Source organism: Pontibacter chitinilyticus, from assembly GCF_039748935.1.
GTDB lineage: Bacteria > Bacteroidota > Bacteroidia > Cytophagales > Hymenobacteraceae > Pontibacter > Pontibacter chitinilyticus.
The window spans coordinates 192,383-217,989 of record NZ_JBDIZJ010000005.1 but is presented as its reverse complement, the minus strand read 5'-3'; the positions used below and the strand labels follow the sequence as shown (position 1 = coordinate 217,989).

The following is a 25,607-nucleotide window of genomic DNA, read 5'->3' as shown; positions in this document are numbered from 1 at the left end:
TGCTGGAGCCCCTTCGCTCACATTCACCTTTTAGTATCAGACGATGAAAAATACCTTCTCTACCTCGACGTTTGTAGCAGCTGCTTTGTCAGCCAGTTTAGGCCTTTACACCGAAACGCTTACCTCGGCTGCTACTCCACTTACCATTAGCCACCTGCTGGCTTTCGGGTTGCCAGAGCATACGCCAGACCAACGCTACCAAATCCAGTTGTTGCCCGTAGCGCAGTGCAAGGCCGCAGCAAAGGTATCCGGTAAGAGCCGCCAACAGGAAGTAACTGCGCCTACTGACAAGAGTAGCAATATGCGCCGGTTGATACAGAAGTATGCGCTGCCCTGGTACAACACTGAACTGGCAGAAAAGCTCTATTCCATCGTGCTGCCGCTACCGGCGAGAAGAAGTATGCGGGATGCTGCCGGCCGGGAAGTAGTACACCTGGCCCGAACAGCCTGCCGTTCTCAGGTGATATCGGCCATACTGGAGTAACCTGATCTATAAAAACAGCCTTCTTGTCGAATAAAGAACCTTATAAGCAGCTATAAAGCTATCTTTGAAGGAACGAAGCTACAATTATGTTTAGAAAACTATTAACGATAGGATCGCTGGGCTTGCTGCTAGCTCTTCCGGCGTGGGCCCTGCAGGGTACGCGCGATACCAGCAGGTATAATTTTACTATCGACCTGACGCATGTGCAGGACGACAAGGTGCAGGTAACACTGCAAGCCCCGGCAATAACGCAGCAGGAAATTGTGTATAACATGCCCAAGATCGTGCCGGGCACCTACTCTATCTCCGACTTCGGCAAGTTTGTAACCGACTTTACGGCGCTGGATAAAAGTGGCAAGCCCCTGGAGGTAGAGCAGCTGGACACCAATCGCTGGCGCATCAAGAATGCCACCCAGCTCGATAAGATCACTTACTGGACCAACGACACCTTTGACACACCTAAAAAGGAGGATGTGCTGTTTGAGCCTGGCGGCACCAACATCGAGGCCAATAAGAATTTTCTGCTCAACACCTTTGGCTTTATGGGCTATTTTGACGGGATGAAGCACGTGCCTTATGCGCTAACGGTGACCAAACCTGCCGGCTTTTACGGCTCTACGCCGCTGAAAGCTGTTACAACCACTGCCACTACGGATACCTACCTGGTGCCCACGTACATGGAACTGGCCGACTCGCCCCTGATGTATAACAAGCCCGATACGACTGTGCTGAATGTGGGTGCTACCAAAGTGCTGATCTCGATTTACTCTCCGTCGGGCAAAGTCACCTCCCGGCCGGTAGCTGAGAATATCAAAAGTACACTGGAGGCGCAGCGGCAGTACCTGGGCGGCACCTTACCGGTTGACAAGTATGCCTTTATCATTTATGTGCCGGAGCGTGTTGGCAAATCGGGGTCTTACGGAGCCCTGGAACACCCGAACTCTTCGGTATACTTTCTGCCGGAAATGCCGGAGGAGATGTTCAGCAGCACGCTCCGCGACATGGCCGCCCACGAGTTCTTCCACATCGTAACGCCGCTAGGCATTCACTCCGAAGAGATCGGCAATTTCAATTACATTCATCCGAAAATGTCGAAGCACCTGTGGCTGTATGAGGGCGTGACGGAATATTTTGCCTCGCATGTGCAGGCGTATGAGGGCCTTTACGACTTAGACAAGTACCTGGATAAGCTGCGCGAGTACATCATTACCTCCAAAACCCAGTACAACGACACGCTGCCGTTTACTGAGATGAGCGCCAACGTGCTGGACAAGTATGCCGATGAGTATGGCAACGTGTACCAGAAAGGCGCCCTGATCGGAATGGCGCTGGACATTAGGCTGCGGGAGCTCTCCGGTGGCAAGTATGGCCTGCGCAACCTGATGGCCGACCTGGCCAAGACCTACGGCAAAGAGAAGTCTTTTAACGACGCAGAACTGTTTGACAAGATCGCGGCACTTACTTATCCGGAAATCCGGGAGTTCTTCACCCGTTATGTGGAAGGCGCAGCGCCGCTGCCGCTGGAGGAAACGTTCCGGAAAGTAGGGATTTTGTACACGCCGAGCTCCACTGAAACGGTAAATTCTTACGGCGGCTTTGTACCTGGTTACGACGAGGAAGCCGGGAAAATAATTGTTGCTGAAACAGCTGATATGGATGCCTTCGGTCATAAAATGGGCTTTCGCACGGGAGACCAGCTGCTGGAACTGAACGGCACAGCGCTTACCCCCATGAATGTACGTGAGCTGATCGGGGAAAAACTGCAACAGATGCAACCAGGCGAGAAGATAACGTTTACCGTTGGCCGCAAAAACAAAAAAGGCAAAATAAAAGAGAAGAAGCTGAAAGGGAAAGTAACACCCGTGGAGCACAAAGCCCTGTTTGTGCTCAAGCCGGACCCCGACGCCACTCCCCAGCAAAAACAGCTGCGGGCAGCCTGGTTGAATCAGAAGGAATAACATCAAGCAAAGTCACTAGCACAACATAGCACTATGAAAAAGTATACATCCAAAGCCCTGCTGAAAAAGCTGGGAGGGCTGGCCTTATGCCTTAGTATAGCAACAGCAGCCCAGGCGCAGGAAAGCCTGACGCTGGAGCAAAGCCTGGATATGGCCCGGCAGAACAACGTTGCCTTACGCCAGGCCAGGTATAACAGCACCAAAGCCGACATTAATCTGCGCCAGAATAAGTTTGCTTACTTGCCCTCCATTACGGCTTATAACGACCTGAACCGGGTAAACGGTCTCACATTTGACCAGGTGCAGGGCGAGGTGAAACGCGGCAACACTACCACCTCCAACCCTTATATTGTGGGCGAGCTGGTGCTGTTCGACGGGTTCTCCAAATTGTTTGAGATGAAGCGCGCACGCCAGCAGGCAGATGCCAGCAAGTATACCGAGTCACAAGCCGAGATCGACATGGAGGCGCGGGTAACCGGCAGGTTTATGCAAGCCATACTTGACCGCGAGAACATCCGCATCGCCCGGGAGCGAATTGCCCTACTGGAGCAGCAAACCAAACGTATGGAGATACTGGAGCGGGCCGGCACCCATACCGAGAGCGATGTATACCAGCTTAAATCGCAGGTTGCCACCGAGAAGCTTAATCTGATCACGCACCAGAATAACTACCGTAAATCGATGCTTGAACTGGCGCAGGAGATGAACGCCGGCCCCAACCTGAACTATGAGCTGCAGGCGCCAACAGCGCCTATGGACATTACAGCGCCGCTCCCCGCGCTTGATTCGGTAATGGCGCGGGCACTGGTATACTCGCCAAAGCTGAAAGCCTCGCAGGCAACTGTGGCAGCCACCAGATCTGGCCTGAGCATTGCCCGTAGCAACTTATCGCCTACCCTTTCGCTCAACGGCATTGTCGGCTCCAATTTCTCTACCAACATTATGCAGCAGAATCCCGAAACGCAGCAAATGCAGCAGATCCCATACTTCGACCAGCTGGACCAAAACCAGCAGAAGATCGTGCAGCTGAGCCTGAGCATTCCGGTGTTCCGCGGCTTTAGCAGCCACTTCCAATCGCAGGTGGCCCGCATTGACCTGCACAATGCTGAGCTGGACTATGTAGCCACCGAAAACACCCTGCGCCAGGCCGTGCAGCAGGCGTACCAGGATGTGCTGGCTGCCCAGGAGAAGTATAATACTGTAATAGCCAACCTGGAGTATACCAACAAAGCATATGAAACGGCCAAGCGGCGCTATGAATCCGGGGTTGTAGATTTCTATACTTACCTGGAGTCGCTTAACAACAAGAACAAAGCTGAAGCGGAGCTCATTCAAAGCCAGTGCGAGTTTTACTTTAAGCAACGCATCCTGCAGTTATACCAAGGTTAAGGGCAAGTGCTGACAGCCTTATCTGCCTGAAGACCGCGCTGGTAGCAGCGCGGTCTTCATTTTTTTCAGACTTAATTAAACTATTACAAGCAGAAGGCGTTACTGTCTTTACTTGACCGCTGCCTTTATTTTACGCCATACATTACTTAATTTAACCTGCTGAAAGTAACACCTGCTTTATGCGTTTCCCGCTGTTCCTGTTACCTCTTTTACTTGTATTGCTTTGTACAGTGCCCGGCATTTCTCAGCGGTATGTTGTTAGTGGGGTAGTACGTGCAGCTGATTCGGGTGAAGCACTGGTGGGCGCTTCGGTGGCAGTGCCCGCGCTGCATGCCGGTAGTATAACAGATGATGACGGCAGGTATACCCTTAACCTTCCGGAGGGCAGGCATACTTTACAGATCGCTTACCTCGGCTACCAGCCAGACAGCCAGCGCATTTACATCAGCAAAGCCAACCTCTACCTCGATCTGAAAGTGCATCGCAGCAGCAAGGTGTTGCAGGAGGTGCAGGTGGAGACCAATACCCTGTTGCAGCAGCTCAACGACCCGCGCATGAGTATTGAGCGGCTAACATCCCGCGAGGCAAAGCTATTGCCTTCGCTGTTCGGGGAGGTAGACCTAATCAAGACCCTCCAGCTTAAGCCCGGCGTTAAATCGGGCGGCGAAGGCTCTTCGGGCATGTATGTGCGGGGCGGCGGACCAGACCAAAACCTGGTGCTGCTCGACGGTGCCGTGGTGTACAATCCCTCCCACCTGTTTGGCTTTTTCAGTGTGTTTAATCCGGATGCGGTAAAAAGCGTGGAGCTGTTTAAAGGAGGCTTCCCGGCCCAGTTCGGCGGTCGTCTGTCGTCGGTGCTGGATGTGGACATGACCGAAGGTAACAACGAACGTATTCACACATCGGGGGGCTTGGGTCTCATCTCCTCACGCCTGAGCGTAGATGGCCCTATCGCAAAAGATAAAGCCAGTTTTATACTATCGGGCCGGCGCACGTATGCGGATGTGTTTACCCGTATCATTAACAAGGCAAGTGAAGGCAAAGAGGATTACAACCCTATTCCCGATTACTACTTCTACGACCTGAATGGGAAGCTGACCTACACGCTGGGCGAAAATGATGCCATATACCTGAGCGGCTATTTTGGGCGCGACTTTTTCACGTTCAACGACACTGATTTTAAGATAGGCTTTGACTGGGGGAACAGTATCGCTTCGTTGCGCTGGCGGCACAAGTACAATACCCGCCTGTATGCCAATACCACCCTGAGCGCCACCAGCTACCACTATACGATCAAAAATGACCTTGATCTTTTCTCTTTCCACCTCACCTCCAATATCAAAGACTATAGTCTGAAAACAGATTATGATTTGTTTCTGGAGGGCGGCCACAGCATCCGGTTTGGCGCTGCTGCCACCTACCACCGCTTCACTGTTGGCCGGCTCAATTTCGATGCTGAAGACAGCCGGCTCTCTTTTGCAGCCGGCAATAATTACAAAGCTGCAGAGTTTGGCGCCTATGCCTCCGACGATTACGTGGTGAATGCGCGGCTTTCGGTTAACTATGGCTTGCGCTTGTCGGGCTTTAGCAGCGGCGGCCATACCTATAGCGGCCTGGAACCGCGTGTAGCCGCCAAGTATAACCTAACGGAAAGCGCCTCACTGAAAGCCAGCTTTGCAAGTATGCGGCAGTACCTGCACCTGGTATCCAGCTCGGGGGCCTCGCTGCCAACCGACATCTGGTATCCCTCCACCCCTGTTGTTACGCCTCAGCGCTCACAGCAAGTAGCTTTGGGCATCAGCAAATTGTTAGGCAAAGGGCAGTACCTGTTCACGAACGAAGTATACTATAAGTGGATGCACCACCAGATCGACTTCCGGGAAGGGGCCAACCTGTTTGTGAACGACAGCCTCGAAAACGAGTTCCTGTTTGGCAAAGGGCGCAGCTATGGGAATGAGGTGTACCTCGAAAAAATAAAAGGCCGCACCACAGGCTGGGTGGGATATACCTTGTCGTGGACAGAGCGCAAATTTGACGCGATAAATGACGGCAACTGGTTCCCGACCCGCTACGACCGCCGCCACGACCTGAGTGTAGTGGTGCTGCACCGCCTGAACAAGCGCCTGAGCTTTACCGGCACCTTTGTATACAGCACCGGAGAGGCTTTCTCGCTGCCCATCGCTCGCTATGCCATGCAGGATGTGGAAGGCAAGGATGCCACCGTGGTGCCTATTTATACCGAGCGCAACGGCTTCCGGCTGGCCTCCTACCACCGCCTGGACCTGGGCGCTGTGCTGCAGTTACGCCCCCGGCATGGCGAGGCAAACCTCACGTTCAGTGTTTACAATGCCTACAACCGCCGGAATCCATACTTTGTATATTTTGAGCAGCAGAAAGATAAAACAGACGGTCGGATCACGAGCTTCCAGGCCAAGCAGGTATCGCTGTTCCCAACCATACCTTCCGTTACTTATAACTTTAAATTCTGATGAAAGCAAAACGATACCTGCTGCTGGCCTTGTTGCCCCTGCTGGCTTTGCTGTATAGCTGCGACATGCAGCAGGATGTAGAGGTAGACCTGCCATCCTACACACCCCAATTAGTGGTAGAATGCTACCTGGAGCCGGGCAAACCCATGCGGATGACGGTGTTGGAAAGCAGCAGCTACTTTGAAGCGCCACAACCCGGCATTGTAGCGGATGCAAAAGTACACATCATGCACCAGGGGCACACATCAGAACTGCTTTATAAACCAACTTACGATGAACAGACCGGACGCCTGTACACGCATGTTTCGTCTGATATAATGGAGGGCAAGCCGGGCGATGTATACTACCTGGAAGTAACCGATGACCTGGGCCGCAAGGTAACGGGCACCACCACCATTCTGCCGCAGGTGCCGATCGATACGATCGAATGGAATTTCAACGACAAGGACGAAGCCTATCTCTATACCAGCTTTCAGGACAACGCCGTCACAGAAGATTATTACCGGTATTTCGTACACCAGGACAGCCTGCACACAGATCCGAAGCAGATCTCGCTGGTGAGCGATAAACTTACCAATGGCAACCGCACCGTCTTTAACTCCGCCTATAATTATGGTTGGGGCGATGTACTGATCGTGACGCTTTTCCACGTGGAGAAGCAGTACTACGACTACCTGCTCTCTACCTCCAATGCGCGCAATGCCAACGGCAACCCGTTTGCACAACCCGCACAAATAAAGTCATCGGTGCAGGGCGGCATCGGCATTTTCACCAACCTGGCTTTTGACAGGAAGGTGGTCATCGTTCAGTAACGTTACAGGCGTAACCCCACTTTCATCGGCAGGTAAGCCATCCAAAAAAGACTTGCTAACGAAGCAGTCAGGCTGCACAAGCGCTACCCGTAAAGCCTGACTGGCTATACTTATACTTAGGATTAGCTTTGCTTCACCAGTTCCCGGATCAGCATCGTCATGCGGGGCTCGGCTTTGGCTGCGGCTGCCAGTATATCGGCCAGCACTACTTTCTTCAGGTGCTCGGGCGTACACATATCCGTAATCACCGACACGGCAAATACCGGCAGGTTCATGTGGCGGGCGGCAATCACCTCCGGCACCGTCGACATACCCACAGCATCCGCCCCGATGATGCTAAGGAAGCGGTACTCGGCTTTGGTTTCCAGCATAGGGCCCGGGGCGCTCACATACACGCCTTCGCGCAGATCAAAGCCGGCGTCTTCGGCTATTACCATCGCTTGCCGCACCATCTCTTCGTCGTATACCTCGCTCATATCCGGGAAGCGGGGCCCTAAGGCATCTATGTTTGGACCGATCAGCGGGTTATCAGGCAATAGGTTGATGTGGTCGGTGATCACCATCAGATCGCTCATGTTAAAGGACGGGTTTAGGCCGCCGGCTGCATTGGAGACAAAGAGCCTGCGGATGCCCAACAGCTTCATCACGCGCACCGGAAAGACCACCTGCTCCATGCTATAGCCTTCGTAATAATGAAAGCGCCCCTGCATCACCACCACCCGGCGACCTGCCAGTAAGCCGAAGATCAATTTACCGGAATGGCTCTCCACGGTAGAAACCGGGAAATGCGGAAGATCCGCATAGGAGAGACTAAATTCTACCTGTACATCATTTACCAGCGCTCCCAGGCCCGTACCAAGTATAATCCCGAACTCCGGGGCAAAACTTTGGGTGGCATTTTGTATAAACGTGGTGGCTTCTTGTATCCGTTCTAGCATAGGTTCAAAGTATAAGTATGGGTTTGTGGTTTAGGCACGAAGCGCAGCTGAACAATCTGATCTGAATACGGTTAGCTGTTGCTAATGTGCGCCGCATATCCTGCGTCGCAATTTGCGAAAAAATGGTGGCCGGTAAAACAAAAAGGGCTGCCGATTAAACCGGCAGCCCTTTCCAGTGTTTTGAACTTACGTTTTAATGTACGCCTAGTTCATACGGCATGCGCGCCTGTATTCCCTGCAGCGCTTCTACCTTCTTGGTGAGTTTGTAGTACGGGTACAACTCTCCCATCTCGGCTTTTATCGACTGCTCCTTTACCTGCGACCCAACATTGCCAAACAGCTCATCCAGGAAAGACTTGTGGCGCGGCAAAGCCATCAGGCGGTAATCATCTTTAACACCTGCTTTGGTTGCAGCAATGGCAACAGCTTGCTCCAGGCCGCCAAAAGTATCTACCAGGTTGCGCTCTTTTGCTTCAGCACCAGACCATACACGGCCCGACGCCAGCTCCTTCAGGTGCTCCTGTGTCATGTTACGACCCTTGGCAGCTTTGCCCGTGAACGTTTCGTAGATCTGGTTGATCTGGTTCTGCATGATCTCTTTTTCTTCCTCCGTCATTGGGCGCGTAATGGTAGGCATGTCCGAAAATTTGCCGGTGCTTACGTGGTCTACCGTTACCCCAAGCTTGTTATTCAGGAAGCCCTGGATGTTAGGTATGATGCCAAAAACACCGATACTGCCGGTGATCGTGTTCGGGTGCGCCACAATTGTATCGCAGCCCATCGCAATATAATAGCCACCGGAAGCGGCCACATCCGACATAGAGGCAATTACCGGCTTCACTTTTTTCGTCAGTTGTATCTCGCGCCAGATCTCGTCGGAGGCCAGGGCGCTGCCACCCGGCGAACTGATGCGCAGCACAACCGCCTTTACATTTTCATCCCTGCGGGCCTGCCGGAAGGCTTCCATAAAGCGCTCGCTGCCAATATTGCCCTCGTCACCTTCGCCATCTACTATATCGCCCTCTGCATAAATAACAGCAATCCGGTTTTTGGAGGTGCTCACATCGCTGTCTTTCACCTTTTTATACTTGGAGAAATCAACCATCTCCAGCTTCTCATCGTCCTTCAGCCCGGCCTTCAATTTCATGTAAGTTATGGCTTCGTCGTAATAGCCAATATCCGTGATCAGGCCATACTTCTTCGCATCTTCGGCATTGCGCACCAGCATGTTTTCCGAAATATTCTTCACTTCTTCAAACGATTTGCCGCGTGCTTTGGCAATGTTCTGCAGCTGAAAGTTATTGATGGAGTTTAGGAAGGAGTTGAGCTGCTCGTGCGCCGGAGCGCTGATCTTGTCGAGGAAGAACGGTTCAACAGCACTTTTATAGGTACCCACTTTAAAGATCTGCACATTGATATCAAGCTTGTCCAGCAGATTTTTGTAGAAGAATACTTCGGAGCTCATACCGTTGAACTCGAGCGCCCCAAGCGGGTTTAGGTAAATTTTGTCGGCCACAGAAGCCAAGTAGTAGCCTTTTTCGGTGGTAACGGCGCCGTATGACACAATATACTTGCCCGACTTTTTGAAGTCGATCAGCGCATTGCGGATCTCTTCCAGCTTGCCCATGCCGGCATCCAATACACCCAGGTTCAGGAAGATGCCGTCGATGTTCTCGTCTTTTTTCGCCCGCCGGATGGCAGCTTTGATCTGGTCCAGCCCGTCCGTGTTGGAAAGCGAGCCGAACGATATGCCCAGTTCGGCTAGGGGATTTTCCGGATCACGTTCAGCAATCGGCCGGTCCAGTTTCAGCTCCAGCACAGAGCCCTTGGTAATCTGCACTTCATCTTTCGAGGCTGAACTGGCAGCAATGCCGACCAGTAGCAGAATGCCAATGAAGAAGAATACGAGCAGGCCCACAATGGTTGCCAGCACATATTTCAGGAATTTTAACATATAGAATTTTAAGAGTTAGATTTCAGTTTGGGGCACAGGAAAGTACTACCTGCAACTTCATAAGCAAATTTACAACCTATTGTTCACTCGCCTGCTGTCTTCTCGACCAATGCCAGCATTTTATAGACAAACTTGAAAGGAAATTCGCGAATTATCTATAATCCGTGTAACAACATACATGATACAAAATTTATTTTATATATGATAACAATTCCCTCTGCAAGCAGGTGTTTGCCTGCCTTTAAACGCATATTTTTTACCATCGCCTGTAACAAAACAAGGTTTGCGGCGACTACTTGCAGAGAAAACACTGAAAAAGGAAAAACTTGGAGAAGCAATTTGAAAAGCTGATTAAAGAAAATGAGCTGTTACTCCATAAAGTATGCAGCATGTATGCCTACGACGAAGCAAGTAAGCAGGACCTCTTCCAGGAGATCATCATACAGCTTTGGAAAGCTTTTCCTTCGTTCCGCGGCGAGTCTAAGCTCAGTACCTGGCTTTACCGTGTGGCCCTGAATACCGCCATTACAGGACTGCGGAAAGAAAAGCGCCGGCAACCCGGAAAAGTGCAGTTTACGCGGCACATCCAATTAAGCGACCCTGCACCCGATGCAGAAGAAGAGCAGTCGCAGCAGCTGTATGAAGCTATAGAGCAATTGAATGATATTGAAAAAGCGATTGTGATGTTTTACCTGGAGGATAAATCTTATGAAGAAATGGAAGAGGTTTTAGGAATGAGTCAGGGAAATTTACGGGTAAAGATGACCCGCATCAAAGAAAAGCTACGCCAACTGACAAAGTATAAATAACATGGAACTGGACGATCTGAAACAGTCGTGGAAAGCATCCACAGAAAACATATCTCTTACACAAAACATAAATATCATGGAGATTATTCAAAACAAAAGCAACGGGCCAATTGCCCAACTCAAACACCGGTTCAGGAAGCAACTGATTGTGCTGCCGCTCGTGATCGCGCTGGTAACCCTCAACCTTTCCAGGCATCATGACCTGTTTTCTGACGCTTTGTTCTGGTTCTTTGTGGTGATCGGGCTGGTAATGTGCGGCTACTTTTTGTTCAGCTACCGCCTGGTAAGCCACATAGCCAGTATGGAAGGTATGGTGAAAACAAACCTGAAAAAGCAAGTAACTACCCTGGAGCGGGGCTACCGTGTTCGGATGCTGGTCCTCCGGATTCTGCCCATCCTGTTTCTGGCTTTGCTCGAGCTGCTCTTGTTCCTGAACCAGGAGCCCAGCCTGGCGCGGTGGCATGCGCAGCCGTTAGGTATACGCTTGCTGTGCTATGCCGCGGTGTGGTCTGCTTTCTTTTTGCTGACCAAGTATGTCCTCCGCCACAAGTATGGCCGGCACATCCAGCACCTAAAAGAACTGGTAGCGCAAATGCAGTAAGCGCTACCACATCAAATTCCCTAACATTCTAACTTATAAACGCTCTAACTTTTTAACTCCCTAACTCCTCAACTTTCTAGTACCCATACTTCTTACCCCACTGTGCCTGCAACTGCTTGCGCATCTCACTCTCGCGGCCGTTCTGGCCGGGCTGGTAAAAAGCAGTGCTGCTGAGCTCCTGCGGCATAAACTCCTGGGGCACAAAGTTGCCTTCGTAGTCGTGCGCATACTTGTAGTTGTTGCCATAGCCGATCTCCTTCATCAGCTTGGTGGGCGCGTTGCGGATGTGGAGCGGCACCGGCAGGTTGCCTGTTTGCTGCACCATGGCCCGCGCCTGCTTGATGGCCTTATACGAGGCGTTGCTCTTGGGCGAGGTGGCCAGGTACACGGTGCACTGCGACAGGATGATTTCCGCCTCGGGGTAGCCGATCATCTGCACTGCTTGGAAGCAGGAGGTGGCCATGAGCAGCGCGTTGGAGTTGGCCAGGCCAATGTCTTCGGAGGCGGCAATGAGCAGGCGGCGCGCGATGAACTTGGGGTCTTCGCCGCCCTCGATCATGCGGGCCAGCCAGTACACGGCCGCGTTGGGGTCAGAGCCGCGGATAGATTTGATAAAGGCAGATACCAGGTCGTAGTGCATCTCGCCGGACTTGTCGTACATCACAATGTTCTGCTGCGCCACCTGCTTTACCAGCTCGTTGGTCACCACCACTTCCTCGGCTGTTACGCCTTCGGCCACAATCTCCAGCAGGTTCAGCAGCTTGCGGGCATCGCCACCCGAAATGGTCAGCAACGCCTCATACTCCTCTATGCGCACGTTGCGGTGCCGCAGCCACTCGTCCTGTGCCACGGCTTTATCTACCAACTCGATCAGCTCGGCTTTGGTCAGGTGCTTGAGAATGTATACCTGGCAGCGCGACAGCAAGGCCGAGATCACCTCAAACGACGGATTTTCGGTGGTAGCGCCTACCAGCGTTACGGTGCCTTTCTCCACGGCTCCCAGCAGCGCGTCCTGCTGCGATTTGTTGAAGCGGTGAATCTCGTCGATGAACAGCACGGTGCCCTGCCGCTTTTTTGCCTGCTCGATCACCTCGCGGATGTCCTTTACGCCGGAGTTGATGGCGCTGAGTGCTACGAATGGCACTTTCATCTGGTTGGCAATGATGTTGGCCAGCGTGGTTTTGCCTACACCGGGCGGTCCCCACAAAATCATACTTGGAATCACCCCACCTTCTATGTAGCGGCGCAGAATGCCATTAGGGCCTACCAGGTGCTTTTGGCCGTAGTATTGATCCAGGTTGTGTGGGCGCATGCGTTCGGCAAGCGGTATGTTGGGGTGGTTCATCTGCGGTATGTTTTCTCCGGAATCGGTTCAAGACAAAGTTACGACTTTGCCGGAGAAGCGGTCAACAATCCGCGCTTACTTCTTTCCGGCGAAAGGCAGCCGGAATCGTAGAAAAGTAGAAGCATACTCTGGCACACCGCATGTAAACCCTGGTGCTTCACCGTTGTAAGCGCCAAGCGCTCGGTCAATACAGCAGATGTTGGCAAGGCGGTCCTGCTTTCGATTCACTGGATCAGCAATCATCCGCCAACCAATCAGGCTCTATGTTTGAACATACACCTGCCAGAACTGTTTCTGTACAGGTGCCGGCAGAGCAACTACAACCCTAAAACTAAAGTACATACTACTTAACGCTACAATAACCCGGCAAACCGCCGCACGAAAATAAATCTTATGAAATACAGAAAATTCGCAAACACAAACGAGCAGCTATCAGCCATAGGCCTGGGCTGCATGGGCATGAGCCAGGCCTATGGCTCCCGCAATGATGAAGAATCGATCGCCACGCTGCACCTGGCGTTGGACTTGGGCATCAACTTCTGGGACACTGCCGATGTGTATGGTCCGTATCACAATGAAGAACTCATTTCGAAGGTGCTCGTCCCGAACCGCAGCAAAGTCTTCATCGCAACCAAGTTTGGCTTTCAGCACCAGGCCGATGGCAGCATGGCTTTCAACGGTTCACCGGCTTACCTGCGGCAGGCGATTGAGGGCAGCCTCAAGCGCCTGAACGTGGACGTTATCGATTTATACTATGCGCACCGCATTGACCCGAACGTGCCGGTGGAGGAAATGGTAGGCGCCATGGCTGAGTTGGTGAAGGAAGGCAAAGTCCGTTACCTCGGCTTGTCTGAAGCCTCCCCTGCTTCTATCCGCAAAGCGCATGCAGTGCACCCCATTGCTGCGGTACAGTCAGAATACTCGCTGCTTACCCGCGACGTAGAAAATGAAGTGCTGCCGCTGACCAAGGAACTGGGGATTGCGTTTGTGCCGTTCAGCCCATTGGTGCGCGGCCTGGTGACCAACACCGTTGATATGAACAATTTGCCGGATAATGACATGCGCAAGTCTATTCCGCGTTTTCAGGAAGAAGAACACCTGCAGAACAACCAGAAACTAGCCGAAGCATTCGCTGATTTTGCCGCTCAAAAGGATTGTACTCCGGCGCAGTTGGCGCTAGCCTGGGTGCTGGCACAAGGCGAGAACATCATCCCCATTCCTGGCACCAAACGCCGCAAATACCTGCAAGAGAACGCGGATGCTGTGAACGTGAACCTGCAAGCGCAGGATTTGCAGGCGATAGAAGACCTGCTTCAGAAGTATCCGAACACCGGCAAGCGCTACAACGAATTGCAGATGAAAATGGTAGACCGCACAAAATAACCGGCACCAGAACAGCAGATTAAGAGCATAAAGGTTATCTATACTTCTCCTGCATTACTAAAAGGGCAAACAGGATACGTTTAAAGTATAAAGCGAACTCTCTTCCTATAATTGCCTAAAGCTTGCTTCAGGAGAAGATTCAACGGTCGGATGCCTGACGTGCTCGTGCTTTTATACTTATACTTACATGGAAAACCAAAAACTAAAGCTAAGCATACTCGATCAGTCTATTATAGCCAAAGGGGTGAGCGCCAGCGAAGCCCTGCAACAAACGGTAGAAATTGCGAAGCTCGGGGATATGTTGGGCTATACCCGCTTTTGGGTATCGGAGCACCACAACATTGCCGCTATTGCCGGGTCGGCGCCAGAGGTGCTGATGGTAAAGCTGGCCGATGCCACCGAACAGATCCGCATCGGCTCCGGGGGCATTATGTTGCCGAACCACAGTGCCCTGAAAGTAGCCGAGAATTTCCGGCTGCTGGAAGCGCTCTTCCCCGGCCGCATTGACCTGGGCATTGGCCGGGCACCGGGCGGCGACCGCATGACGGCTTACCTGCTAAACCCGTCCAACGACTTCAGCGACGACAGCTACCAGCAGCAGCTCGACTATTTGCAGCTCTTCTTTACCGATACGGCCTCTACGGAGCATGGACGACTGCTGGCCGTACCACAGGCCGCCACCGCTCCCATGCAGTGGATGCTCAGTTCCTCCAGCGGAGGCAGCAGCCGGCTGGCCGCTACTTATGGCATGGGCCTGGCAGTGGCCAAGTTCATCAACGGAAATGCGCAGCCTAACATGGTTGCCACCTACAAAAAAACGTTCGAGCCTTCGGAGCAATTTCCGGAACCGGCTGCGCTAGTGGCCATTATGGTGCTGTGCGCTGACACGGAAGAAAAAGCAAGCCAGCTGCGCAAAGTGCTGGATTATCGGCTGGTGCAGATGGAGAAAGGCAACTTTGATGCCCTGAGCACTTACGAAGACATCAAGGATTACCAGTTCACACCGCTGGAGCAGGAGCGCATCAAGGCAAATGCAGGAAGAGTTATCTCCGGTACGCCTGCCAGCGTAAAAGCCGCACTGATACAGTTGGCTACAGACTTTGAAGTGGATGAAATTGTAGTCACCACCATGGCCTCTGATTTTGAAGACCGCAAACGCTCCTTCGAGCTGTTAGCCGAGGCCTTTGCATTGAAATAAGTATAATAGCTAAAAAGGAGGGCGCTGCACCAGGTTTCTAATGCAGCGCCCTCCTTTTATATTTCTTACCTGGCATAAGTATAAACGAAGAATTACTTGAACTGGTAAAGAGCTAAAAAGCTGTTCTGGATTTCTTAATCCGCGTTAATAGCAACACAGAAATTAGCAAATCCCCCGCAGCGGACTTTCGGACTTGGAAGTTCGAAAGAGCGGTGGTTCGAACCAAGCAATATTCCGGGTCACGTTAGCAAGTGCCAGCAATGCAACTCTTCGGAATTGCTGACAGCTGATTTTATACCAGCTTATCGTCTGATTCTGGTGGTTCTACATTGTTTTCCCGCTCCAGGTGCTCGCGCACCGCATCGGACTTACTCCGCAGCACCGGCTCATTCATCGGGCTATGTTCTGGGTTTTCGTCTCCAAACAGCACCCCCCACTGTTTAAAGCGCTGGCTTCTGTCAAAAATAATTTTAAGAATGGCGATGATGGGCAGCGAAAGGAACATGCCGGCAATGCCAGCCATCTCGCCCGCTACCAGGACGCCCACAATGGTTGCCAGCGCGTTGATCTTTACTTTAGAGCCTACAATGCGCGGCATTAGAATGTTATTGTCGAGGAACTGTACGGCCGCAATAGTACCCAGCACCTCCACAATCGGCAGCAGGTCAGCCGAGGAAGCAAGCGTCAGCAGCACGCCAATGATATTGCCCAACAGCGCCCCTACGTAAGGAATCAGGTTCAGGAAGGCGAAAATGATCCCGATCAGCAGTGCATGTTTGATGCCCAGAATTAGCAGCGCACCGCCTAACAGCACCGTAATGTAGGAAATCTGAATCAGCAGGCCAAAAAGGTAACTTTTAATGATCACCTCGATCTCGCGCATAGCACCCTCTACCCGGCGGTGGCTATCCGGTGGAAACCACAAAAAGACAAAGCGCAGCAGCAGGTTTTTGTAAAACAGCAGCAGGAAGATATAAATGGGCAGCAGCCCCAGAAAAATAAGGATAGAGGTAACCGAAGAGGCCGCACCGCCAAGTAAACCACCGGCATAGTTAAGCAACTTGCTGCTCTGCTCCCGGATAAAGCGGGTCTGCTCTTCAGTAGAGTAAGCCGTTTTGCTTCCTATCCAGCCACTCAGGTCGTTGAGGTGGGTGGTTACATTTTGCTGGATAACCGGGAAATCAGCTACCAGGTTGGCAATTTGCGAGGAAAAGAACCAGACGATAAGCCCCAGCACGACCACCAGCGCCAGGATGCTGATGCCAATGGCCAACGCTTCCGGAAATCGTCTTTTATGAAAAAACCGGTAAACCGGCAACAACATTATGCTGATAAAAAACGCCATAAGTATGGGCGCCAGCAACCCGTTAGCCAGGACAATAATCCATCCTAAAAAAAATAGGCCCATTACTTCTATTGCGCGTTTTACCGTCAGCGGCATCTGATTCATATAATATTTTTTAGTTACATTGGAGTTGTTTTCCATCTTATACGGTGATGCAAAAAAAATAACATGCTACTTTTACATTATGAGCAGGCAGATACAGGTGCATGCAGCGCTTTTTATAGTGGCGCTGATCTATGGGAGCAATTATAGCATAGCCAAAGAAGTAATGCCCGCTTATGTGGGCCCTTTTGGTCTGATTGTGATACGCGTAGTATCGGCTGCCCTCTTTTTTGGTATTTTTTCGCGACTGGTTGTAAAAGAAAAAATCGTGGGTTGGCCCGACAATCTGCGGGTAATCCTTTGCGGCATTACGGGTATCGCTATCAACCAACTCAGCTTTTTTAGTGGACTTAACCTCACTGCGCCCATCAATGCAGCCCTGCTCATGGTTATTGTGCCGGTTATTGTGCTGCTTTTCTCGGCTATACTGTTGAAAGAACATGTAGGCTGGCGAAAGGTTTTGGGTATTGTGGTGGCCTGCACCGGCGCTTTTCTACTGATTTATACTTCGCATAGCGAAAGTGCTGCCGGCAATATCCGGGGTGATCTGTTGATCGTGCTGAATGCAACGGCTTACGGCCTCTACCTGGTGCTGGTTAAACCCCTGATGCAGAAGTATAATGCTATTACGATTGTGAGCCGGGCGTTTGCAGTAGGAGCTGTGGTAGTTGTTCCTTTTGGCTGGAACCAGTTACTGGAGCCAGACTACAGCTATTTTCCTGATGCGATCTGGGCGGCCATCCTGTTCATGGTTTTCGGAGTTACCATTATTGCTTACTTGTTCAACACCTGGGCCCTACGCTATGCCAATGCCTCGCTGGTAGGCGCCTACATTTACCTGCAGCCGGTGCTAGCCATACTTATTGCCGTTAGCTTTGGCAAGGACGTATTTACCTGGCAGAAAGGCCTTTATGCACTGGTGATCTTCGCGGGCGTATACCTGGTAAGCCGCGCCAGGCAGTACGTACCGGCAGCAGATTAATACAGTGCGCCTGCTCGCTGCCCTAGCTGAAAACGCGCTTAACTGTTGTAAGCTCCAGCCAATTCTTACAGGATCGGAACGCTAACTTCAACGAAAGCTTTTAGAGTCATTTTGTAGCTTCTAAAACGGCTTTTACTTAAGTACAGCATTACCACTCCTATTTTCTTTAATTCAATTCGAATCTTCTCTTTACAAAGCCTGCCTATCTGAATGAAAAAAGTCCTGCCGATAAACACCGGCAGGACTTTATACTTTATACTTTATACTTGGTGAAGTATTAGCTGGGCTGATGCGAGCGGTTGCTGCTACCATTACTACGGTTGCCACCGCTGCGCTGGCCGCCTCCCTGGCTGTTATTAGCCCGAGGAGCACTGCTTGAACGTGGGGCGCTGCTTCCGCCAGCGTTATTGCTCCAACGGCTGCGACCACCGCCACCGCCTCTGCGCTGCTGCTTCTGCTCTTTTACCGTGCTGGCTGCCTCGGCAAAGTCTTTAGCAGTGAGCGGATAAGGATGGTTGTCTACCACCGGCACTGCTTTGGAGATCAGTTTCTGAATGCTGGCCAGGTAAGGTGTCTCTTCCGCATCGCAAAACGACAAGGCGATACCACTAGCTCCGGCACGACCTGTACGGCCAATGCGGTGTACGTAGGTTTCCGGCTCATTTGGCAGTTCATAGTTGATCACATGGCTCAGGTCATCCACGTCAATGCCACGGGCGGCAATATCGGTAGCTACCAGCACGCGGGTATGGCTGCTTTTGAAGTTGTCGAGAGCACGTACGCGGGCATTCTGCGACTTGTTGCCGTGAATCGCTTCTGCCTGTACCCCTGCTTTGCTCATGTCTTTGGCTACGCGGTCGGCCCCATGCTTGGTGCGGGTAAACACCAGTGCGCGGTCAATAGAGCCGTCTTTCAGCAAGTGCAACAGCAGGTTTTTTTTGTCTGATTTCTTTACATAGTATACCGACTGCTTGATAGTGTTGGCAGTAGAGGACACGGGTGTTACTTCTACCTGCGCCGGATTTACCAGAATGGTGTTGGCCAGTTTCAGGATCTCAGGTGCCATGGTTGCAGAAAAAAACAGCGATTGCTTTTTTTCCGGCAATACCTTCAGCACCTTGCGTACATCGTTCACAAAGCCCATATCCAGCATGCGGTCAGCCTCATCGAGCACAAACATCTCGATCTTGTCGAGGTGCACATATTTCTGCGCCATCAGGTCCAGCAAACGGCCGGGTGTCGCCACCAGTATATCAATACCGGCACGCAGGGCATCTGTTTGCGGGCGCTGCGGCACGCCACCAAAAATAACCGTGTGTTTCAGGCCAGTATGCTTACCATAAGCTGTCAGGCTGTCGGCAATCTGCAGGGCCAGTTCGCGTGTTGGCGTCAGGATAAGAGCTTTTATTCGGCGGGGTCCCCGCTCCTGCTGGTTTTTGGCCTCAGAGAGTAGTTGCAGGATCGGAATAGAGAAAGCCGCTGTTTTGCCGGTGCCCGTCTGGGCACAACCCAATAAATCTCTTTTCTGAAGTATAAGCGGAATAGATTTTTCCTGGATGGGTGTTGGGGTAGTGTATCCTTCTGTTTTAAGAGCTTTTAGGATGGGCTCAATCAAGTTAAGATTCTCGAATGTCATCAAATGGTTTTTATAAAAACCGCGCAGCACCTTGTGCGCTGCCTTTGCGGTAAGGTGGCCGGAATCTGAAGAATGCAATCAAACGTGAGTTATACTTGCATAAAGGCCATTCCCGACCTGTTGAAAGTGTAATAACCTTTATAAACCAGGGTTAGTTCTAAAAGGGCAAAAATGAATAAAGTACCAAAGGTACACGTATGGCCTTTCACATCCTAATGCTATTTTTTAACGGTATGGCACCGCATTAACGTGTTAAGGTGGGCGCAGGTTAGCAGCAGCTTACCTTAATACTACAAACCGGCGGCACGGAAGCAGGTCCGAAATAGAAGCGTCTGAAAAAATCAGAAAGAGACCAGGTAGCTGCACCAGAACAGCCGCCGCACATACTGTGCTCCCCTATTCCTCCGCATTGGCGCTCACTGAGCTACTATAACCGGCAAAAAGCACCGGCATTTTGTGAGGCTTTCCCAGTAATAAGTGCGGTTTATCTATGTGAGTGAGGCTTATACACGTTCGGCTTTGCGCGCATGCACAATGTGTTGCACGATTTTAACGGCATGCTCACGGGAGTTCTCAATAAACCACACGTGTGTATCCATGCCGCCGCAGATAACACCCGCCAGGTATACGTGAGGCAAATTGGTTTCCATGGTTTCCGGATCATACTGTGGGTAGCGCTTCTCGTCCGGCGACATGGCAATGCCCAGCCGCTCCAGAAAACTAAAGTCCGGCTGGTAGCCCGTCATGGCCAGTACGAAATCGTTTTCCAAGGTTAGCTTTCCCTCCGGCGTTTGGATATCCACTTCCCGCTCCCGAATTTCGGTCAGGCTGGAGGAGAAATAGCATTTAATCTCCCCGGCTTTGATGCGGTTCTCCAGGTCCGGCTTGGTCCAGTACTTTATACTTCCGAGTTCAGTCTGGCGCACCACCATCGTTACCTCGGCTCCTTTGCGCCAGGTTTCAAGGGCAGCATCAGCGGCAGAGTTGTTAGCCCCCACTACCACCACTTTCTGGCGATAATAATAATGCGGGTCCAGGTAGTAGTGTCGCACTTTGGGCAGGTTCTCGCCAGGAACATGCAGCAGGTTCGGCTTGCCGTAAAAGCCAACAGCCACCACCACACTGCGCGCCCGGTAAGTGCCTTTGTTAGTGGTAATACTGTAGAGGTCCTCTTGCTGCTGCTCCATGTGCTCCACCTCTTCAAACAGCCTGATTTGCAGCTGGCGCGAATCAGCTACGCGGCGGTAATATTCCATGGCCTCCATGCGGTTCGGCTTGGCATGAATGGAGGCAAACGGAATGCCGCCGATCTCCAGCCGGTCGGAGGTGGAGAAAAAGGTCATGTTAAGGGGATAATGGTAGAGCGAGTTCACCAGCGTGCCCCGTTCTACGATCAGGTAACTAAGCCCTGCCTGCTGCGCCTCCAGGCCACAGGCCAAGCCAATAGGGCCGGCGCCAATAATAAGAATGTCGTATGTGGTATCCAATAGGTTTCCTTTCTGGTCTAGCGAAGGTATACGTATCTTTTACAACAACAAGGTGCGGCGCAAAGTTTAGTGTCGCTACACAGGTCCTATTTCCGCTGCTCCCGCCCTAAAGCTCCAGCTGCAGGATGTGCATGCCGCGGTACTCGGGCTTCATCTGCTCGAAGTCGAGGGTGTAGGTGCCACACTTTTCAAAGCCGTTCTGCTCGTAAAAATCTACGCTGCGGCTGCTGTCCATCGCCTTCAACCAGATCACCCGCTTGTTCCGTTCTTTGGCAAATGCTTTGGTAAAGTTCACGGCTTCGCGCCCAATGCCTTTGCCCGAAGCTGCTTTGGTGAGGTAGATGCGCTCCAGTTCCAGCGCCTCTTCCGCGGTATAAGCCTCAAATGGCTGGTTGATGTTCAGCTTCAGAAAGCCAACCAGCTCCTGCTGGTGGTGTATGAGGAAAAAAGCAGCATTAGGATCGGCTAACTCTTTCCGGAGGGCGCTCTCGCTGAAGCTGCGCTCCAGGTACCACGCACCACCGTCAAACCACAAGTATAAATAATGGTCGCCATAGGCATTGATGGCGATATCCTGTAACGTATAAATGTCCCCGGTCGTGCAGGGAGTGATCCTGGTTGCGTTCATGTAAAAGCATAGGGCGTTTGCACAAAGGTAGGCAAAAGGCCCGAAGATGCTAGCTGCGGTTACATCCGGCGTTTATACTTGCAGCGGCATAAACAGCAAAGGCTGCCCGGTTACCCGAACAGCCTCTGCCAGTATACTTATATGATGCTTATAAGTGGATTACCTCGTCGTACGCAGCAGCAGTCGCTTCCATGATCGCCTCGCTCATGGTTGGGTGCGGGTGCACGGATTTGATGATCTCATGGCCGGTCGTCTCCAGCTTACGGGCAACGACCACTTCCGCAATCATCTCGGTTACGTTGTTGCCAATCATGTGCGCGCCCAGAAACTCGCCATACTTGGCATCAAAGATCACCTTCACGAAACCGTCTTTAGTACCGGCGGCACTTGCTTTACCAGAGGCAGAGAACGGAAACTTACCTACGCGGATGTCCAGCCCCTGCTCACGGGCAGCTTTCTCGGTTAAGCCCACGGAGGCGATCTCCGGAGAGCAGTACGTACAGCCCGGCAGGTTGCCATAGTTCAGCGGTTCTGGGTTTTCACCCGCAATTTTCTCCACACAAATAATTCCTTCGGCTGAAGCAACGTGCGCCAGCGCAGGGCCGGGAATGATGTCGCCAATGGCGTAAATACCGGGTACGTTGGTCTGGTAGAACTCATCTACCAGCACACGGCCGCGATCTACCTTTATGCCTAGTTCCTCCAGGCCGATGTTCTCCAGGTTTGTCTGGATGCCAACTGCCGAAAGCACAACTTCTGCATCCAGGGTCTCGGTGCCTTTGGCTGTCTTCACCTGCACTTTGCACAGGTCGCCCTTCGTGTCTACCGACTCCACCGAGGCATCTGTCATGATGTTGATGCCGGCTTTCTTGAACGATTTAGCCAGCTGACGCGATACTTCCTCATCCTCTACCGGCACCACGTTCGGCAAATACTCCACGATGGTTACCTGCGTGCCCATGGCGTTGTAGAAGTAAGCAAACTCCACTCCAATAGCGCCGGAGCCTACCACCACCATGCTTTCCGGCTTTTTATCAAGCGACATTGCCTGCCGGTAACCGATGATCTTTTTGCCATCAATAGGCAGGTTCGGCAACTCGCGCGCACGTGCACCTGTCGCCAGAATAATGTTCGTTGCTTCTACCGTGCTCTGTTTGCCATCGGCATCTGTCACCTCAATTTTGCCTTTGCCGGTCAGTTTTCCGGTTCCGAAAATGGCATCTATCTTGTTTTTGCGGAACAGGAACTGAATGCCTTTGCTCATGCCATCAGCCACACCACGGCTACGCTTGATCACAGCGCCAAAATCTGCCGAAGCGTCCGACACATTAATGCCGTAATCTGCTGCATGATGGATATATTCGAATACGTTTGCGCTCTTTAGCAGTGCTTTGGTCGGGATACAGCCCCAGTTCAGGCAGATGCCTCCCAGCGACTCGCGCTCGATCACACCTACTTTCATCCCAAGCTGTGCCGCCCGAATGGCAGCTACGTAGCCCCCGGGGCCACTACCAACCACTACTAAATCATATTTTGATGCCATAGTTACTTGTTTATAGTTGAGTTGCTGAGCAAAAATAATCTATTATACTAACTTCGCCAAACCAGTAAGGCTGCCGGAGCTATCGCTTAAAGCCCGGAAAGCCAGCCGCATGGCTGCACCAGCGCCGCCCAAAAGAAAAAATTCTTTAAGATTGCGCTGAATGCATGTACTTTTACGCGCCAAAGTGATTATTACCCTTGTTGCATGAAAAGAATTTTACCCCTGTTGCTGTTTGTCCTGGTGTCTCTTACAGTATCGGCCCAGAAAACGGCGAAGGATTATTTTATCAGCGGAAACGCTAAATTTAAAGCCGGTAAGTTTGAAGCAGCTATCCAGGATTATAACCAGGTGCTGCAGCTGGAGCCCAATCATGTGGTAACGCTCGCCAACCGCGGCGTAGCCAAAGACCGCCTGAAAGACTACCGTGGGGCCATCGATGATTTTACCAGCGCTATTGCTGCCAACCCAAAGTATACCGAAGCTTACCTAAGCCGTGGCCTCTCCAGGTATAACCTCAAAGATTACCGCGCCGCCCTCCTCGACTACGACAAAGGGTTGCAGCTGAATCCCAAAAATGCCAAGGCCTATAACAACCGCGGCCTGGTGCGCTATGGCCTGAAAGATTACAGCGGCGCCATCGCCGACTATACCAAAGCCCTTGCGCTGGATGCTAAATACGAGGAAGCTTACTACAACCGGGGCGCGCCCAAGTATAACCTCGGCGACAAAACCGGCGCCTGTGCCGACTGGACCAAAGCCAAACAACTGGGCCTGAAAGACGCAGACACCTACCTGAAAAAGTACTGCAAGTAAGCCACTAAGGCCTTAACAGTTTCGTTTTTACGCTGCTTTTCGTTTTATACTATCTCTAAACGGCGGCAATTCATTTCCTTTTACCTGGTAAATCTGGCTTTCTTCTAAACTAAAAAGGCGCTGTAGCAGCGCCTTTCCTGATTAAACTAAATATTAAAATAGTAGCAGCCGCTGTTTAGGCATCCGTGGGATGTTGCTCTTTTTGCGTGGCCAGCAGAGACTGCTGCGGATCATCCTCCAGGTTGACGGTGTCCATTTTCCGGATCACCTCACTTTTCACTTCTCTGAAAGCTGTTAAATTCCGTTTGCTGATTGGTGTGCCAGACGGTAGCTTCACACGCAGGGCATCCACTTGCCGGCCATTCTTCCAGAAACGGTAGCACAGGTGCGGGCCGGTCGCCAGGCCGGTGCTGCCTATGTAACCAATCGTTTGCCCCTGCTTTACATGCGCGCCTCTGCGTATGCCTTTGGCAAATTTAGACATGTGCAGGTACTGGGTCGTGTAGGTTTTGTTGTGCTTGATTTTTACAAAATAGCCGTTGCCACGGGTATAGCGGGCATCCAGCACCAGGCCATCACCCACAGAGCGGATCGGGGTACCACGCGGAGCGGCAAAATCAGTACCCAGGTGGGCTTTGTAGCGCTTCTGCACCGGGTGAAAACGATTTAATGAATAGCGGGAACTGATGCGGCTATACTCCAGCGGCTCCCGCAAGAATGCTTTTTTCAGGCTTTTGCCGTTCTGGTCGTAATAGCCGCTGGCGTTGTTCTTGTTAAAAGCAATGGCATAGATCGAATCTCCTTCATGCGCAAAATAAGCTGCTTTCAACTCGCCAAAACCAATCGTGGTGCCGTTCACTACCTTTTCATCATAGATCAGTTTAAACTTATCGCCCGGTTGAATGCGGTTCAGGTCGAGGCGCCAGGCATAAATATCGGCAAACTTATTAACCAGTTGGGGCGATCCTCCAGCATCTATGATCGACTCGAATAACGAATTTTTGATCTCTCCTCCAATCGTGCGCTCCAGCACTTGTACCTCGCGCTTTTCTTTAGTTACGGCCAGGTCGCCGCGCAGGTCATAAATCACATACTCTACCTCGTTTGGCTCATAGATGAAGTATTGTGCCGTTTGGGCAGCGTCGCGCAGGTGCAGCAGCGTATAATTTCGGTGCGCATTGATGTGCCGCACGCTGTATACGGTTTTCGCTTTTTGCGCCAGCTTGTATACCGTAGCAGGCGAAATGTTGTAGCTGGCAAGTATGGCCGACAGACTTTCGCCCCGCTCTACTGTGCCTTCCACCACTTCCATCGAATCGGTGTGGATGCCGTAGATAACCGGGGCTGGCTGCGGTTTGGCAACCACAATCTTTGCCGGCTTTTCATCCACCGGCTCTTCCTCCTGGCGGGTAACCAGCAGGTGGTCGGGGTGCAGGTCCAGCGTTTTGGCTGCGGTAATAAAAATGAAGAGGGAAAGGAGAATGAGGAGGGCTAGTCCTGAGCTGCGCTTCAACATGGAGAGGAATACCTTTGGTTATAAATCGGCACGAAAATATGGCTAAACCTATTAAAATAAAAATGGAAGGGCGCACAATATTCAGATTGTAAACATGTTACCCTTCCTTCCAAACTAGTCTGTTTAGCATTGCCGGCGGCTGTTCTCCGTTTTATACTTGTATGATCGCTTTACTATACTTTTACCAATCCGTTA

The 25,607-nt window shown here is 51.7% G+C and carries 20 protein-coding genes; 11 read left to right on the top strand and 9 right to left on the bottom strand.

Annotated features, from left to right (window positions below; translation table 11 throughout):
• The first annotated feature begins 43 nt into the window (after positions 1-43).
• The 5 genes from ABDW72_RS10660 (at position 44) to ABDW72_RS10640 (ending at position 7,132) form a co-directional block, all read left to right on the top strand.
• Positions 44-484 carry a hypothetical protein gene (locus tag ABDW72_RS10660; RefSeq protein ID WP_347158541.1) on the top strand — a complete coding sequence of 147 codons (441 nt, stop codon included), beginning with the start codon at positions 44-46 and terminating at the stop codon, positions 482-484.
• 86 nt (positions 485-570) lie between these two features.
• The gene (locus ABDW72_RS10655; protein WP_347158540.1) at positions 571-2,442 is read left to right on the top strand and encodes a M61 family metallopeptidase; all 1,872 of its coding nucleotides are present in this window, start codon (positions 571-573) and stop codon (positions 2,440-2,442) included.
• Between the two features lie 33 nt (positions 2,443-2,475).
• Positions 2,476-3,831 (top strand): TolC family protein, encoded by a 1,356-nt coding sequence (locus tag ABDW72_RS10650; RefSeq protein ID WP_347158539.1) that lies wholly within the window; start codon positions 2,476-2,478, stop codon positions 3,829-3,831.
• A gap of 230 nt (positions 3,832-4,061) precedes the next feature.
• Positions 4,062-6,320: a TonB-dependent receptor gene (locus ABDW72_RS10645; RefSeq protein WP_347158538.1), complete on the top strand. Its 2,259-nt coding sequence runs from the start codon at positions 4,062-4,064 to the stop codon at positions 6,318-6,320.
• Positions 6,320-7,132 carry a DUF4249 domain-containing protein gene (locus tag ABDW72_RS10640; protein WP_347158537.1) on the top strand — a complete coding sequence of 271 codons (813 nt, stop codon included), beginning with the start codon at positions 6,320-6,322 and terminating at the stop codon, positions 7,130-7,132. The genes ABDW72_RS10645 and ABDW72_RS10640 overlap by 1 nt, the downstream gene beginning before the upstream one ends.
• Positions 7,133-7,254: 122 nt before the next feature.
• Here the strand turns inward: ABDW72_RS10640 and ABDW72_RS10635 are convergent, their stop codons facing one another.
• Both ABDW72_RS10635 and sppA read right to left on the bottom strand, forming a co-directional pair.
• Positions 7,255-8,070 (bottom strand): purine-nucleoside phosphorylase, encoded by an 816-nt coding sequence (locus tag ABDW72_RS10635; protein ID WP_347158536.1) that lies wholly within the window; start codon positions 8,068-8,070, stop codon positions 7,255-7,257.
• Positions 8,071-8,263: 193 nt separating this feature from the next.
• Positions 8,264-10,024, bottom strand: coding sequence for a signal peptide peptidase SppA (sppA, locus tag ABDW72_RS10630; RefSeq protein ID WP_347158535.1), 1,761 nt, complete (start codon positions 10,022-10,024; stop codon positions 8,264-8,266).
• 326 nt (positions 10,025-10,350) lie between these two features.
• Here sppA and ABDW72_RS10625 point away from each other — a divergent pair, with 326 nt between their 5' ends.
• Entirely contained in the window at positions 10,351-10,833 is a 483-nt protein-coding gene (locus ABDW72_RS10625) for an RNA polymerase sigma factor (RefSeq protein ID WP_347158534.1), read from the top strand.
• Between the two features lie 76 nt (positions 10,834-10,909).
• On the top strand, positions 10,910-11,434 hold the full coding sequence (locus ABDW72_RS10620) for a hypothetical protein (protein WP_347158533.1): 525 nt from the start codon (positions 10,910-10,912) through the stop codon (positions 11,432-11,434).
• Between the two features lie 76 nt (positions 11,435-11,510).
• Here the strand turns inward: ABDW72_RS10620 and ABDW72_RS10615 are convergent, their stop codons facing one another.
• Positions 11,511-12,779 carry a replication-associated recombination protein A gene (locus ABDW72_RS10615; RefSeq protein WP_347158532.1) on the bottom strand — a complete coding sequence of 423 codons (1,269 nt, stop codon included), beginning with the start codon at positions 12,777-12,779 and terminating at the stop codon, positions 11,511-11,513.
• 393 nt (positions 12,780-13,172) lie between these two features.
• On the opposite strand from ABDW72_RS10615, the gene ABDW72_RS10610 reads away from it, so the two are divergent.
• A complete protein-coding gene (locus ABDW72_RS10610) occupies positions 13,173-14,162 on the top strand; it encodes an aldo/keto reductase (protein ID WP_347158531.1) in 990 nt (329 codons plus the stop codon).
• Positions 14,163-14,349: 187 nt separating this feature from the next.
• Positions 14,350-15,360, top strand: a complete 1,011-nt coding sequence (locus ABDW72_RS10605) for an LLM class flavin-dependent oxidoreductase (protein WP_347158530.1) — start codon at positions 14,350-14,352, stop codon at positions 15,358-15,360.
• A gap of 292 nt (positions 15,361-15,652) precedes the next feature.
• On the opposite strand, the gene ABDW72_RS10600 is transcribed toward ABDW72_RS10605, so the two are convergent.
• The gene (locus tag ABDW72_RS10600; protein WP_347158529.1) at positions 15,653-16,810 is read right to left on the bottom strand and encodes an AI-2E family transporter; all 1,158 of its coding nucleotides are present in this window, start codon (positions 16,808-16,810) and stop codon (positions 15,653-15,655) included.
• 79 nt (positions 16,811-16,889) lie between these two features.
• On the opposite strand from ABDW72_RS10600, the gene ABDW72_RS10595 reads away from it, so the two are divergent.
• Complete coding sequence (locus ABDW72_RS10595; RefSeq protein ID WP_347158528.1) at positions 16,890-17,789, top strand: DMT family transporter; 900 nt, start codon at positions 16,890-16,892, stop codon at positions 17,787-17,789.
• A gap of 277 nt (positions 17,790-18,066) precedes the next feature.
• On the opposite strand, the gene ABDW72_RS10590 is transcribed toward ABDW72_RS10595, so the two are convergent.
• From ABDW72_RS10590 to lpdA, 4 genes are all read right to left on the bottom strand, one after another.
• The gene (locus ABDW72_RS10590) at positions 18,067-19,425 is read right to left on the bottom strand and encodes a DEAD/DEAH box helicase (protein WP_347158527.1); all 1,359 of its coding nucleotides are present in this window, start codon (positions 19,423-19,425) and stop codon (positions 18,067-18,069) included.
• A 503-nt stretch (positions 19,426-19,928) separates the two neighbouring features.
• A complete protein-coding gene (locus ABDW72_RS10585; RefSeq protein WP_347158526.1) occupies positions 19,929-20,912 on the bottom strand; it encodes a YpdA family putative bacillithiol disulfide reductase in 984 nt (327 codons plus the stop codon).
• A 106-nt stretch (positions 20,913-21,018) separates the two neighbouring features.
• Positions 21,019-21,540 carry a GNAT family N-acetyltransferase gene (locus tag ABDW72_RS10580; RefSeq protein WP_347158525.1) on the bottom strand — a complete coding sequence of 174 codons (522 nt, stop codon included), beginning with the start codon at positions 21,538-21,540 and terminating at the stop codon, positions 21,019-21,021.
• Between the two features lie 148 nt (positions 21,541-21,688).
• Positions 21,689-23,083 (bottom strand): dihydrolipoyl dehydrogenase, encoded by a 1,395-nt coding sequence (lpdA, locus tag ABDW72_RS10575; protein ID WP_347158524.1) that lies wholly within the window; start codon positions 23,081-23,083, stop codon positions 21,689-21,691.
• Positions 23,084-23,287: 204 nt separating this feature from the next.
• Here lpdA and ABDW72_RS10570 point away from each other — a divergent pair, with 204 nt between their 5' ends.
• The gene (locus ABDW72_RS10570) at positions 23,288-23,896 is read left to right on the top strand and encodes a tetratricopeptide repeat protein (RefSeq protein WP_347158523.1); all 609 of its coding nucleotides are present in this window, start codon (positions 23,288-23,290) and stop codon (positions 23,894-23,896) included.
• Between the two features lie 175 nt (positions 23,897-24,071).
• Here the strand turns inward: ABDW72_RS10570 and ABDW72_RS10565 are convergent, their stop codons facing one another.
• Complete coding sequence (locus tag ABDW72_RS10565) at positions 24,072-25,412, bottom strand: peptidoglycan DD-metalloendopeptidase family protein (protein ID WP_347158522.1); 1,341 nt, start codon at positions 25,410-25,412, stop codon at positions 24,072-24,074.
• Positions 25,413-25,607 lie beyond the last annotated feature (195 nt).